At 33.7% G+C, this 13,040-nt stretch carries 11 protein-coding genes and 1 pseudogene; 7 read left to right on the top strand and 5 right to left on the bottom strand.

The window, feature by feature from the left end:
- Window positions 1-3: 3 nt before the first annotated feature.
- Window positions 4-717 (top strand): hypothetical protein, encoded by a 714-nt coding sequence (locus tag ACNC7R_RS14375; protein WP_417941757.1) that lies wholly within the window; start codon window positions 4-6, stop codon window positions 715-717.
- 318 nt (window positions 718-1,035) lie between these two features.
- Window positions 1,036-1,791: pseudogene (locus tag ACNC7R_RS14370) on the top strand (bestrophin family ion channel).
- A gap of 415 nt (window positions 1,792-2,206) precedes the next feature.
- Here the strand turns inward: ACNC7R_RS14370 and ACNC7R_RS14365 are convergent.
- A complete protein-coding gene (locus ACNC7R_RS14365) occupies window positions 2,207-3,631 on the bottom strand; it encodes a PLP-dependent aminotransferase family protein (RefSeq protein ID WP_417941756.1) in 1,425 nt (474 codons plus the stop codon).
- A gap of 101 nt (window positions 3,632-3,732) precedes the next feature.
- Here ACNC7R_RS14365 and ACNC7R_RS14360 point away from each other — a divergent pair, with 101 nt between their 5' ends.
- The 4 genes from ACNC7R_RS14360 to ACNC7R_RS14345 all read left to right on the top strand — a co-directional run bounded on the left by ACNC7R_RS14360 (window position 3,733) and on the right by ACNC7R_RS14345 (window position 8,706).
- Entirely contained in the window at window positions 3,733-4,644 is a 912-nt protein-coding gene (locus tag ACNC7R_RS14360; protein ID WP_417941755.1) for an EamA family transporter, read from the top strand.
- Window positions 4,645-4,741: 97 nt separating this feature from the next.
- The gene (locus ACNC7R_RS14355; RefSeq protein WP_417941754.1) at window positions 4,742-5,596 is read left to right on the top strand and encodes an EamA family transporter; all 855 of its coding nucleotides are present in this window, start codon (window positions 4,742-4,744) and stop codon (window positions 5,594-5,596) included.
- A gap of 468 nt (window positions 5,597-6,064) precedes the next feature.
- Window positions 6,065-7,351 carry a Glu/Leu/Phe/Val family dehydrogenase gene (locus ACNC7R_RS14350; protein ID WP_417941753.1) on the top strand — a complete coding sequence of 429 codons (1,287 nt, stop codon included), beginning with the start codon at window positions 6,065-6,067 and terminating at the stop codon, window positions 7,349-7,351.
- 131 nt (window positions 7,352-7,482) lie between these two features.
- The gene (locus ACNC7R_RS14345) at window positions 7,483-8,706 is read left to right on the top strand and encodes a sterol desaturase family protein (RefSeq protein ID WP_417941752.1); all 1,224 of its coding nucleotides are present in this window, start codon (window positions 7,483-7,485) and stop codon (window positions 8,704-8,706) included.
- A 288-nt stretch (window positions 8,707-8,994) separates the two neighbouring features.
- On the opposite strand, the gene ACNC7R_RS14340 is transcribed toward ACNC7R_RS14345, so the two are convergent.
- From ACNC7R_RS14340 to ACNC7R_RS14330, 3 genes are all read right to left on the bottom strand, one after another.
- Window positions 8,995-9,429: a DUF6526 family protein gene (locus tag ACNC7R_RS14340; RefSeq protein ID WP_417941751.1), complete on the bottom strand. Its 435-nt coding sequence runs from the start codon at window positions 9,427-9,429 to the stop codon at window positions 8,995-8,997.
- 97 nt (window positions 9,430-9,526) lie between these two features.
- Window positions 9,527-10,114, bottom strand: a complete 588-nt coding sequence (locus tag ACNC7R_RS14335; RefSeq protein WP_417941750.1) for a DUF4142 domain-containing protein — start codon at window positions 10,112-10,114, stop codon at window positions 9,527-9,529.
- Window positions 10,115-10,201: 87 nt separating this feature from the next.
- Window positions 10,202-10,693: a DNA-deoxyinosine glycosylase gene (locus tag ACNC7R_RS14330; RefSeq protein WP_417941749.1), complete on the bottom strand. Its 492-nt coding sequence runs from the start codon at window positions 10,691-10,693 to the stop codon at window positions 10,202-10,204.
- Between the two features lie 170 nt (window positions 10,694-10,863).
- Here ACNC7R_RS14330 and ACNC7R_RS14325 point away from each other — a divergent pair, with 170 nt between their 5' ends.
- Window positions 10,864-11,889 (top strand): helix-turn-helix domain-containing protein, encoded by a 1,026-nt coding sequence (locus ACNC7R_RS14325; protein ID WP_417941748.1) that lies wholly within the window; start codon window positions 10,864-10,866, stop codon window positions 11,887-11,889.
- 360 nt (window positions 11,890-12,249) lie between these two features.
- On the opposite strand, the gene ACNC7R_RS14320 is transcribed toward ACNC7R_RS14325, so the two are convergent.
- Window positions 12,250-12,993: a DUF2625 domain-containing protein gene (locus ACNC7R_RS14320; protein ID WP_417941747.1), complete on the bottom strand. Its 744-nt coding sequence runs from the start codon at window positions 12,991-12,993 to the stop codon at window positions 12,250-12,252.
- Window positions 12,994-13,040: the final 47 nt, after the last annotated feature.

Below are 13,040 nucleotides of genomic sequence, written 5' to 3'. Positions count from 1 at the left end.
CATATGAAAAATTTCCTGATACCTACGACTTTAAAAGACGATACCATTTCTGCTATAAAATCGGCAATTAGCCAGGCAAAAAATGCGGAGTGCGAAATTGTTCTGATGATGGTTGCTGAAACACCGGATTCATTTTCATCTTCTCATTTTTTGCGTGAAATGCGAACCGGACTTACTAAAAGTCAGGAAGAAGTTTTGGCAACCTGTAGATATTTGATCCATCATACTAAAAACTGCCAACTTAAAATCCATAATCAATACGGACTTTCATTACCTGTTTTTAGAAGGGTGATTGAAAATTTCTCCATAAAATTAGTTATTCTTCCACATTCTTATAAACAGGAAACCAAACGTATCCACCAATATCTCGTACAATTAGCAGGAAATCAAAAATGTCCTGTTCTGCATTTAGGAAACGAAAAATTCAAAGATTTCAGTAAAGCACTTTATATTGAAACCAGCAGTGCCAATGTGCATGTAAAGGATGTTCAGCAGTTTCTAAACGAAAATTTCTCTTATGAAATTGTTAGCCAGGCTTCAAAAACTGAAGATTATGAAAATACAGCTCCTTTATCTGAAGCGATTTCAAAATACGAGATTGATTTGTTAGTTGAAACACGCAAAGGAGAAAAAATTAAATTCAAAAAATTAAAAAAACAGCATATTAATGAAAAGCTGGGGCTTCCGGTACTTTCATTATACGAAGAGCTGGTTTAATTTTTTTAGTGAAGAGTAATTAGTAAAGAGTAATTAGTAAAGAGTAATTAGTAAAGAGTAATTAGTAAAGAGTAATTAGTAAAGAGTAATTAGTAAAGAGTAATTAGTAAAGAGTAATTAGTAAAGAGTAATTAGTAAAGAGTGATTAGTAAAGAGTGATTAGTAAAGAGTGATTAGTAAAGAGTGATTAGTAAAGAGTGATTAGTAAAGAGTGATTAGTAAAGAGTGATTAGTCTTTCAGAGCAATAAGAAATAACTACAAAGCTAATTACTAAGGACTAATCACTAAGGACTCAATAATAATTTAAAACCGAAAATATGTTATTAAAGAAAAGAATACCAATGAAGTACGTTCTCGGGAAAATTAAAGTAGAACTTGGACTTGTAGCCGCCTACACTATAGTATTTGAGGTTTTTCACCACTATTTTGTTACGCTTCCCGTAGATATTCCAATAGCTATTCCAACCATGATTGGAACCATTATATCGTTGTTATTAGCTTTTAAATCAAACCAGGCTTACGACAGGTGGTGGGAAGCCAGAATTGTGTGGGGAGCTGTTGTAAATGATTCAAGAACGTTAATTCGTCAGGTCCTGACATTTTACAAAGACCCGGATTTTTCTGTTGAGGCCAGTGAATTTAAGGAAAATTTCGCCAAAAGGCAGATAGCATGGTGTTATAGTTTAGGGCAGTCACTTCGAAACAGGGATGCGATAAAACCGCTTAAAGGTCTTTGAGTGAAGAAGAAATAAAATGCATCAAAAATCATCAAAATATACCAAATGCAATTTTAATGCTGCATGCAAGAGATGAGATCTTCGAAAGGCAAAAAATGATAAGGCATTAATATGTATCAACAGGTAGAAATTGACAATACATTTTCGAGATTATCTGATGAAATGGGGAAATGTGAACGAATTAAAAATACTATTTTCCCAACAACCTACAGTATGTATATTCGATTAACATTGTACATGCTTATTTTGTTACTTCCTTTTAGATTAACAAGTGTATTGAGCTGGTTTGCAATTCCATTAATTACAGCTATTGCCGGAGCTTTCTTTTTAATCTAAAAAAAAGGCGATTATTTGCAGGAAACTTTCGAAAACAGACCAACAGATACGCCGGTTACGACTATTGCAAATACAATCGAAAAAAATATTAAACAGATGTTAAGAGCCTGTTTAGATTTTATCTAATTGCTTTTTACGGCTTATTTTCCGCTATATTTCGTTAAATTTACTCAAAAACAAGTCTATTATTCTTTCAAAATTTGCCTCATCTATCGAAAAATAATCTCATAAAAATCTAAATATTTAAATTTTAAACAGGCTCTAAATGAATATCAAAGTGAATTTGATCTAAAAGAAGAATCAAAAAAAACGGATAGTAATATTTATTATGTTTTGTAAATTAATTTTTGGTTTTAATTGTTGACCGGACAGTAAGTAGTTGTACTGTCCGGTTTTTTATTTTTAAGCAAAGTACTTATAAAGTTTGATGAGCCAGTTTGCCTAATGTTTGTATGGAGTGTCGTAATTCATTGGTCCATGGCAAGCCAAAACTCAGTCGCATGCAATTTGAAAATTGATCCTGAAAAGAAAAAATACGTCCCGGAGCAATGCTGATATTATGTTTCATTGCCCAATGATAAAATTCGGCAGTATCTATTTTTTTGTCAAGTTCAATCCAAAGGAAAAAACCGCCTTGAGGCTGGCTTACTTTTGTGCCTTTTGGGAAAGATTCTAAAATCGTATTGATATAATTATTGCAGTTATAATTGAGAATCTGGCGAATTTTACGAAGATGATTTTCATATCGGCCATTTTTTAGGAAATCACCCACAACTTCATGTGTAATGGTAGGAGAGGAGATGGTGTGATATAATTTTGTCCGTAATATTTCTTTTTTAAATTTTCCCGGTACAACCCAGCCCACACGATAACCAGGGGCCAAAGTTTTAGAAACCGAACTGCAGCACATTACAATTCCGCTTTTATCATACGTTTTACAGTTTGTTGGCCTTGATGAGCCAAAATACAAATCACCATGAATATCGTCTTCAATCAACGGAATATTGTGTACTTCCATCAAACGAACAGCTTCTTCCTTATGTTCGTTTGGCATCATACTTCCTGATGGATTACTGAAGTTACTCATCAATACACAGGCTTTTATTTTTTTTGTTGAAATGGCTTTTTTTAAAGCTTCAAGTTCAATTCCGGTAGTTATGTTAGTTGGCAATTCCATTACATGCAGACCTAATGATTTGGCAAGCTGTAATACGCCAAAATAAACCGGACTTTCGGTAATAATCGTATCGCCTGGCTTTGTTACGGCCATCAAACAATAAGAAATGGCACTCACACAACCGGGAGTCGTAATAATATCCTCTTCTGTTAAAGTGCCGCCCCAGTTAAATGACCAGCGGGCTACTTCTTTTCTAAGATTAACATTTCCCTGCATTTCTTCATAACTAGTTCCGCTATTTGGCAGCTGTCGCATCGCCTGAATCATTCCTTTATTGAGTTTTGCTATTGGAAGAAGTTCATTCGATGGAAAACCTAATGAAAGCATTGTGACAGTAGTACTGGTCATATTTCCGTAAACCATATCGATTAAATCTTCACGGTCAATATTTTGAGTGGTCAGAACAGGAGAACTGGGAGTTGGTTCAGGAGCAATTCTTGCCGAAATATTGCTTACGTAATAACCTGATTGCGGTCTTGATTCAATTAGTGACCGACTTTCAATTTCGTAATACGCTTTACTTACCGTGCTCATGCTGTAGCCTGTTTCTGCACACACTTCCCGAATCGATGGCAGTTTGTCCCCAACGTTTAAAAGGCCCGATTTTATTTGTTTTTCAATAACATCAGCAAACTGTAAATAGAGATAATTTGAATTTCGCATAAAAAAAAACTGTTCTGCTGCAATTTACAAAAACTGTATCTGTATTGCTGTATTCTTTTTAAGAAATTTGCTCTATATAAATATCAAACAAGAAATCCCCCATGAAAACAACAAAATATTATTTAACTGCGATTACAGCTTACACGACCTGGGGTTTTTTCAGCCTTGTGCTAAAACCAATACACGAATATGCTTCGCTGGATATTTTATTCTATCGTGTTTTTAGCTGCAGTATGTTAATGCTGCTGATTTCATTTGCTTTTAGAAGAAAAAAAATACAGGAAACGATTGAGATTTTCAGGACTTTATCCCCTTCAGGAAAAAGAAAAACCATTTTATTAAACATTGGAGGAAGCTTTTTTCTGATGGCTAACTGGTTTACTTTTATTTATGTCATGAACCATGTTAGTGTAAAAGCGACTTCTTTGGCTTATTTGGTTTGTCCTATTTTAACAACGCTCCTGGCTTACTTTATTTTGCGCGAAAAATTGAAAAAAACTCAATGGCTCGCAGTAGGACTAAGCATTTCGGGCTGTTTGTTGTTATCCTATGCAGCTATTATGGATATGTTTTTTAGTATCATTATCGGATTTACATATGCCTGTTACTTAGTAAGTCAGCGTGTGAATAAAGGTTTTGATACGTTTATTGTACTGACATTTCATATTACGTTGGCAGCTTTACTTTTATTACCGTTTTATCCGTTGTATAGTGGTCCGGTACCTAAAGAGTTTACTTTTTATTTTTGTATTGAAACGATAGCTGTATTTTTCACCATTATACCCTTATTCCTGAATTTATATGCACTATCGGGAATCAATTCCTCAACAGTAGGAATGCTGTTGAATATCAATCCGATGATTGCTTTTGGGCTCGCTTGTTTCGTTTATAAAGAGAAAATTACACCGTTGCAGATTTTGGCTTATAGTATTATTTTTATGGCTGTACTCGTTTTTAATTCACACCATATTTTTTTCAGGAAGCAAAAAGGTATTCTGACAGCTAAAAACTAAAATGTAGAAATTAAATATTTGTCCGGAGGATTTATCATCTGTCCGGACTTTTTTTCAAGGATTTTAAACTTTATTTTTGTACTTAAAAATAAGTAAAATGTTGTTTCTGATTTTAAGTATTATTTGTAGTGTAACAGTAGGCGTTATTTTTAAAATAATCCGTTATTACAATTGTAACCCTGTTCAGATCATTACTTTTAATTATGTGTTTGCACTCTTATTTTGTTATTTTACTTTTAGTCCAAATCTGGATGAGGTTGATGCAAAGGCACCCTGGAATATTTACCTTTCAATAGGTGTTTTGCTGCCAGTTGTTTTCCTTTTTTTAGCATCTTCGATTAAACATATGGGCATCGTAAAAACCGATGCGGCTCAGCGACTATCTCTTTTTATCCCGATACTCGCAGCCTGGCTTCTTTTTAAGGAAGAATTTAATGCTTATAAAGTAATAGGGCTTGCGGTTGGATTTTTAGCTCTTTTGTTCATTTTGAAAAAGCCTTTCGATAATGAAAAGAACAACTGGATTTATCCTGCATTAGTTTTATTAGGTTTTGGAGTAATTGATATCCTTTTTAAACAAATTGCGCTTTACAGTGATCTGCCTTATACAACTTCTTTATTTATTGTCTTTTGTATCGCCTTACTGATTTCTTTGGTAATTGTGATTTATAATGCTGTAGTGAAAAGAGTAAAGTTAGAAATTAAAAATACCCTTTTCGGAGGATTGGTAGGACTCTTTAATTTCGGAAATATATTGTTTTATCTCAAAGCACATCAGTCATTTTCAGAAAATCCCTCCACTGTTTTTGCCGGAATGAATATGGGCGTCATTGTTTTGGGGAGTCTTGTGGGAGTACTTTTTTTTAAAGAAAAATTATCCAAAATCAACTTTTTAGGAATTCTTTTAGCCTTAATTGCTATTATTTTCATTGTGTTTTCTCAAATCAAGTAAATATTAATTATCTGTAAATCATTGAATTAATTTATTTTTTTTAGACTATTTTCTTTTTTTTATAAATAACTCTATAAATTCTATAGAATTTATAAAATATATTTATAAATTTGCCTTAACAATGAAAAACTTTAATCGAAATATCATGTCATTCAGATGCAGCTTAGTGATGTGCTGCATGTTGAATCATTTCCTGAAATGGCGTTAATAGAGAAAGTTCTTGTTAGTTTTTTTTTTTTAAGCCTTTCATCAACCATGAAAGGCTTTTTTTAGAATTTATTTAAAACCATAGATATGAGATCAAATAAATATACCAATACGCTGATGCAGGGCATTCTTATCAAAATCCCTTGTTGCAGCTGCTGTAATGAAGTAAAGAAAATGTGAATCGCTCTTTTGTAAAACAAAGAAGACTTTAAAATATAAAATTTCAAAAACAATTGAATAAAAATCTTAAACCAAAAAATTATGAGCCTAGGAATAATTAAACAGAATCCTTTTCAGTCAATGATTGACCGTTTTAATATCGCAGCCGATATTTTAAACCTTGATGAATCGATCAGACAGAAATTGCAGAAACCAGAAAAGCAAATTGTTGTCAATTTTTCGATAAAACTGGATAACGGGACAACGAAAAACTTTGAAGGATACCGTGTTATTCATAACACAGCCTTAGGGCCGTCAAAAGGAGGCATTCGTTATGATACCGCTGTAAACCTTGATGAGGTGAAAGCACTGGCAGCCTGGATGACCTGGAAATCTGCTGTAACCGGAATTCCGTTTGGAGGAGCAAAAGGCGGAATTATTTGCGATCCGAGAGAACATTCTAAAACAGAATTAGAGAAAATAACGAGAGCGTACACAAAAGCATTAGCAGATATTTTTGGCCCTGAAAAAGATGTTCCTGCACCCGACATGGGAACAGGTCCTGACGAAATGGGCTGGCTAATGGATGAATTTTCTTTGGTTCACGGCAAAACAATTCATGCTGTTGTGACAGGGAAACATTTACATTCCGGAGGTTCTTTGGGAAGGGTAGAAGCCACAGGAAGAGGGGTTAGTATTATTACGCTTCTGGCACTTCAAAAGATAAAATTAAGACCGGCAAGATCGACAGTCGCCATTCAGGGATTTGGAAATGTGGGGTTGCATTCGGCTTTGTTTTTATATGAAAAAGGGTTAAAAGTAGTTGCTGTCAGCGATGTTTCGGAAGCTTTCTACAATCCTGAAGGGCTTAATATCCCAGAGCTGATTTTGTATTATAACCTCAATAATAAGAGCATTAAAGGATACCCAAATTCGGTAACCATTAAACATGAAGAATTATTGCTTTTGAAAGTTGATGTGCTGATCCCGGCAGCAAAAGAAGATGTGATTACGCAGCAAAATGCGAATGATATTAAAGCCAAAATTATTGTTGAAGGGGCTAATGGACCGGTTTCTTCAGATGCGGATAAAATTTTGCATCAAAATAATGTTTTAGTGGTACCGGATATTCTGGCAAATGCAGGTGGAGTGACTGTTTCTTATTTCGAATGGCTTCAGAATTCACTTTTAGAATCATGGAGAATTCATCAGATTAATAAGCGTTTGGAAGATATACTCGAAAAAGGCTTTGAAACTGTTTTTAGAATTGCAGACAAACATAATGTTAGTCCCAGAATAGCTGCTTACATTATTGCTTTACAAAAAGTAGCCGATACGCAATCTGTAAAAGAGGTCGCATTTGAAGCACCAAAATTCAAGCAGAATTAATAATGAAACGAATTAAGTAAAAGATGTTTTCATTAGTTGTTAGAAATGGTAATTAATGAAAATGTCTTTTGGGTTAAATCTTAAATTGAACCATAATAAGTTATTTATCAGTTAAAAAGTAATTTTTAAAAATGGAACATATTCATTTTCTCGCGTTCGCTATGCCTGCGTTTTTCATTTTTTCATTTTTGGAATATAAACTGGCACAGCGCAGAAAACAACCGGAGATCTTCAATTACGAAAGCTCAGTTTCCAACATTAGCATTGGTATTGCAGAAAGATTAATTAATCTTTTTGTCATAGGGAGCTTTTATCAGCTGTATTATTTTATCTATGATCATTATCGGTTTTTTGAAATTCCGAATAATGTTTTTGTATGGTTTGCCTTAATTTTAGCAACAGACTTTGTTTGGTACTGGTATCACAGGCTGGGTCATGAAGTTAATTTTTTCTGGGCAGCGCATATCGTGCATCATCATAGTGAAGAATTTAATTTTACTGCCGCAGCCAGAATTACGACTTTGCAGGCAGTTGTTAGAACGGGGTTTTGGTGTGTTCTTCCTCTCGTTGGGTTTCACCCTGATATGGTAATCACGATGTTGATTGTGCACGGAGCCTATTCTTTTTTTACACATACACAGCTTATCGGAAAAATAAAATGGCTTGAGTACGTTTTTGTTACGCCATCAATTCACGGAGTTCATCATGCATCTGACGAAAAATATCTCGATAAAAACTACGGAGATATGTTTACTTTTTGGGACCGTATTTTTGGTACTTTTCAGGAGGAGGAAGAGAAACCAAAATACGGTTTAACCCACCCGTTAAAAAGTTATAGTTTCCTATGGCAGCATACACATTATTACTTCGAGATTTATGAATTATGGAAACAATCGAAAGGTTTTAAAGCCAGATGGAATGCCGTTTTTGGGAGCCCGGCCCATATGGATCAGGATATTCGGTCTAGGTTAGAAAAACGTTTTTTGCAGGAGAAAAGAAATCCGCATCAAAGGCTAAGATTTCGTAATTATCTTTATATCCAATTAGGAATTTGTACATTATTTCTAACCGTTTTTACGTATTATTTTGATCTTGTGAATCTTTTGGATAAAGTTTTCGTACTGTCTTTTATCCTGATTACACTGATAAACTGCGGTGCTTTACTGGAACAAAGAAAATGGATCTATTATCTGGAATATGGTCGAATATTTATTGTAACTACCTATTTTTTATACGAAGAAAATTTATTGACATTTTTATTTGTTCCGATTGCCATTATGATTTTTGCAGAGCAGTTGTTTTCGCTCAGCACACATTATCAGAAAATGGTGCTGCAGCTGGAAGCTTCTGAGTAAGGAAATATAAGTTTTAGCCAACAAAAGATTATCATTATACAGGACTCTCGATGCATTTTTTGTTCCGTTTCCCTGCACAAGAAACATCGAACAGATGATGTAATGATTTGATCTAGCGGGTTGCAATTTAAATTCAGGTTTTATTTGATTTCTGGGAGCGTGTGAGGGATAGGAGCAAATTACCGAAGTAATGCAGATAGCCCGACAGCATCGTGATAAGAGGGCGAATAACCGCTATGTAGCTTTGCCCTCTTATCACGATGCTGGCACACCCGGAATGTAATTGAATCATACCCGATTATAATCGCCTTTCCAGAATTTTATGGCCTTTTTTATATCGTCTCCAGAAAGGTTTTCTGTAAGGGCACGCTCAATTAGTGGCAAAAATTCAGTGTCGGGCGCAAAGCGGAATGCAAATATCTGATCGTTTGTAAATTTGTGTTCAATAGTTTCAAATCGGGTTCCGGTAAGTACAAAATAGCGGTATCGAAGTTCCAGTTTAATAATTCTGTTTTGTAAGATTAAGGCATAATGCTGGCGAAGCATAAAAGCAACACAGAACAGGAATATGAATATTACAGCAATGAATCCCCAGATTAAGTGTTGGGGAGTGTTAAACGCAAAATAAATGCTAAAAGCCAGAAAAATAATCAGAACAGGGTAATAGATGAAATGATGTGGTGTATAAAATCGAATATGATTTTGATAAGATTGCACTTTCATGATAGGTTTTTGTTTTTGGTGAAACGTAAAAAAGCTATTTAAAAAATAGCTTTTTTCCAAAGAAATGAACATACGGTAAAGTACGGTTTTTCGGGTATTATTTTTTATCTAAAGCCTGTTTAAGCTGTTTAGCATGCTGTAGGTGCGCAGTCAATGCTGTAACATTGTTTGAAGCCCATGTTTTTATTTCCGGATCACTAGCACTTTCAGATGCTTTAGTAAATTTATCAATTGCTTTTTCATGTCCGTCAACCATCATATCGGCAAACTTCTTGTCAAAATCAACCCCTGTTTTTTTGTTAAGTTTATCGTATTCGTCTTTTCCTTCTTCAGTAATCGAAGTTGGAAGTGAAAAATTTCGCTTATCGGCTATGGCTTTAACTTCTGCAGTTGATTTTGTATGCTCATCGACCAGCATTTTACCAAATTTTTTAACCTCAGGATTGGTACTTTTTGTTTGGGCAAGTTTTCCAATTTCGATTTCAGCCAGATTGATTTCTGCTGCATCCACTAAAAAATCAGAATCATCTTCTTTAGAATCTATTGAGTCAAATTTTGCTTCGTTTTGATCCTCTGCAACTTCTTTTGGGTCTTCTTGTTTTGCTTCATTTTTGCAGGAGTTTAAACTCAGTAAAACAATTCCTGCTCCTAAAACTACTTTACTTCCTAAAAATATCTTTTTCATGATTTTTTATGTTTAAAATTTATGAAAGTAAAATTATTTAAACAGGCATAAGGTATTTTACACTTTGATTTGATAATGTTATATCATTCAAACTTTAAGAGAATGGCTAATCATTTTCCATTCATTGAGTTTTGACTCAAAAGTCTTGCTTGCGTTAGCGGGACTTGTAGAAGGCAATGTGATGTGCTCATACTTATTTTCTAATTTGACATATTTTTTAAAAAAGGCAGCTGCTTTCTGTCCATTGAAAAAAATGGTTTTAATGTTTGGATGTTTTTTTAAAAATTGCTCAAAATCATTTGTTACTTCATTTTTAATGGCACTGTCAAGACTGCCTATTCTTTCACAAAATTGCAGAACGTCCCATAGGGCGATGTTGTTTTTGATTAAAAGATTTTTCCTTGTTTCATAATCTTTAGAAAAATCTTCGTTTAAAACTTCAAACATAAAGCGCCAGAAATTGTTTTGTGGGTGACCGTAATATTGTTGTATCTCCAGCGACTTTGTACCTGGCATTGTTCCTAAAATTAGGATAGAGGCATCAATTGAAGCGATAGGGGCAAAGGAAAAACTTTTCATATATCATTTTTAAAAAGTAAAGTAGGAGTAATTATAAAACAAATCTCAAAAATTATATAACATTTTTGAAGGTGTTTTAGACGAATTTTGAAATTCATCATTAGAAGAAAAATATTGTAATTCAGTTCTTAAGATATAAAGATAATTTTAGAATTTTAAATCCGAGCAAAATGAAAATAGTAACTATACATAACGATAAAATTAAAAATATATTCGAAGAGCTAACTGAAAGTTTAGGAGGTAAGATAATTTTTGATTCAGATGAATATGGTTTAGAAGTCAGCAATAATTTTGCCAAAGGGACTATTGTAGGATCTTCTTTTGGTGATGCTGTTTCCTGTTTGCAATTTGATATGGTTTTTTCTGAAGATGTCAGAATTTGTATCGGAAATCCGGATATTTCTCCGGTTTATTTTGCTTATTGTTCAAAGGGAAATTTAGCACATAGTTTTGGAATGTCTGGTGTTGAAAGAAAACTGAAAAAGTTTCAGACTGCTATAGTTTCATCCAGACAAAATGAAGATAATATTTTGTTTTTTGAAAAGAATACCAATACGAAAGTGACTTTAATCGTAGTAGGAACTCAAAATGCCAATTTAGCTGAAAATAATTTTTTGAATCGTAAAGTAAAAGAAACTTTTTTCGAAAAGAACCCTTCGGATAATTTTTTCTATGTGGGTTCTTATAATTTAAAAATAGCCGAAAAAATAGAGGAATTAAATGCCGTTACCGAAACCGGAATTGTTCGCAATCTTTTAAAAGAAGGCATCCTGAAAATTATTCTGGCAATGGAAATCCAGCAGCATTCTGATGATATGAATAACGGCTTAAAAGAATCAGGCTGTCTGACATTAAAAGAGATGGAGGAAATAAAAAAGCTTTCAGACCTTATAAAAGGAAGTCCGGAAGAGCCATTTACTATAAAATCGCTCAGTAAACTGTCTGGTTTGTCACCTAATAAGTTACAGGAAGGCTTTAAAACGATCCATGACAGAACGGTAAATGATTTTATCACACACATGCGAATCTTAAAAGCCGAATTTTTAATTAAAAACTCCGATTTAAATATTTCTGAAATAGTGTATTGTATCGGTTTTACCAGCAGAAGTTATTTCTCTAAAATCTTCAAGCAAAAATTTAATTGTAGTCCAAAGGAATATAAATTCAGTCAGAATCAGCTGGCAATTACGGCATAATATAAAAACGCTGAGAGGCTAAGGTTTATTATTTGATTATTTAGTACTTTTTGATAACAGACTATTTTCAGTCTAAAAACCTTAGTTTCTCAGTTTTTTATTGTTTTGAGTTGTTTGAATTTGAGAAAGTATAGGTTTCAAAAGCCACACGAAAGGATTCGTGCTGGAGCGGTGAAGGAAAACACGACAAAACCATCTTTGAAACCACTTCAAAAAAAAGAGGCGCGATAGCCTCTTGAAATTCTTCTGACTCCTTTATCGAAAAAACCATAGTAGCGGAATCTCAGCGGTTTCGTTCAACACGGTCTTCATTGTTCGTGCTTCGCACGCAACGAATCCCTTGCTGTTGGCGGTTGTTTTTTATTTATCTATTCCGAGTTGTTTTCTAAAATCCATATTTAGACTATATTGTTCTTCGATAGGAACTTCTTTTCTTGAATTTTTATTTATTTCTTTACCTTCTTTTGTCCAAAGAAAAGGTACGAAGTTATAGACTTTATCTCCATTTAAGTTTTCAACATCTTCTTTCCAATTTGTCCATCTAAAACCTTTGTAGAATGTTTCTAAATCATTGTTAAAGCAAAAAACTAAAAATTCCGAATAAGACAAATCTAAAGGTTCAAACTCTAAAGTGTCAGGCGCAAAATAATAAATCTTCCCAACGTCTTTTCCTAATCCACCTCCGTTTAATAAAAAAAATCCACCAATTACATCGTCGGCAATCAATAAAAAAGGAGTTGGCTTTCCAAATTCGGTTATAGTTTTTCCAAAATTCCAATCTGGAAGTGTTCGGTTAAGTTTTTCGTTTCCAGAACCTAAAATTCTAATCCAACCATTATCGACTAATATTCCGCCCGTTTGATAAACAATCGCTCCCATCGGTGAACGAGTTGTAATTTGAGTTTTGAATAATGCTTCTTTTGCTTTTTCGTTATCGACTTTCAGTATTTCAATTTTATTTTTTGCTGAACTTATCCATTCAATTACCAATTCCCAACCTGGTTCCGTATCATTTATTAATTCTTCAACTTTTCTCATTTTATCTTGTGAATAAACATTCAAATTCACGATGATTAATAATATAAATAGAATTTGTTGTTTCATTTTAGTTCTGTTTTTTGGCAAAATAACCGCCAACGTGCCGCGGCTTT

The sequence above is a fragment of the Flavobacterium adiutor genome (assembly GCF_048282555.1).
Classification (GTDB): Bacteria; Bacteroidota; Bacteroidia; order Flavobacteriales; family Flavobacteriaceae; genus Flavobacterium.
Note: the sequence above shows the minus strand (reverse complement) of the source record. Positions and strands in the feature narration are given on the sequence as shown.

What these genes read in the sequence shown, in the direction of transcription:
- ACNC7R_RS14375 (WP_417941757.1), top strand. Translation starts at nt 4, where the DNA reads ATGAAAAATTTCCTGATACCTACGACTTTAAAAGACGATACCATTTCT.
- ACNC7R_RS14365 (WP_417941756.1), bottom strand. Translation starts at nt 3,631, where the DNA reads ATGCGAAATTCAAATTATCTCTATTTACAGTTTGCTGATGTTATTGAA.
- ACNC7R_RS14360 (WP_417941755.1), top strand. Translation starts at nt 3,733, where the DNA reads ATGAAAACAACAAAATATTATTTAACTGCGATTACAGCTTACACGACC.
- ACNC7R_RS14355 (WP_417941754.1), top strand. Translation starts at nt 4,742, where the DNA reads ATGTTGTTTCTGATTTTAAGTATTATTTGTAGTGTAACAGTAGGCGTT.
- ACNC7R_RS14350 (WP_417941753.1), top strand. Translation starts at nt 6,065, where the DNA reads ATGAGCCTAGGAATAATTAAACAGAATCCTTTTCAGTCAATGATTGAC.
- ACNC7R_RS14345 (WP_417941752.1), top strand. Translation starts at nt 7,483, where the DNA reads ATGGAACATATTCATTTTCTCGCGTTCGCTATGCCTGCGTTTTTCATT.
- ACNC7R_RS14340 (WP_417941751.1), bottom strand. Translation starts at nt 9,429, where the DNA reads ATGAAAGTGCAATCTTATCAAAATCATATTCGATTTTATACACCACAT.
- ACNC7R_RS14335 (WP_417941750.1), bottom strand. Translation starts at nt 10,114, where the DNA reads ATGAAAAAGATATTTTTAGGAAGTAAAGTAGTTTTAGGAGCAGGAATT.
- ACNC7R_RS14330 (WP_417941749.1), bottom strand. Translation starts at nt 10,693, where the DNA reads ATGAAAAGTTTTTCCTTTGCCCCTATCGCTTCAATTGATGCCTCTATC.
- ACNC7R_RS14325 (WP_417941748.1), top strand. Translation starts at nt 10,864, where the DNA reads ATGAAAATAGTAACTATACATAACGATAAAATTAAAAATATATTCGAA.
- ACNC7R_RS14320 (WP_417941747.1), bottom strand. Translation starts at nt 12,993, where the DNA reads ATGAAACAACAAATTCTATTTATATTATTAATCATCGTGAATTTGAAT.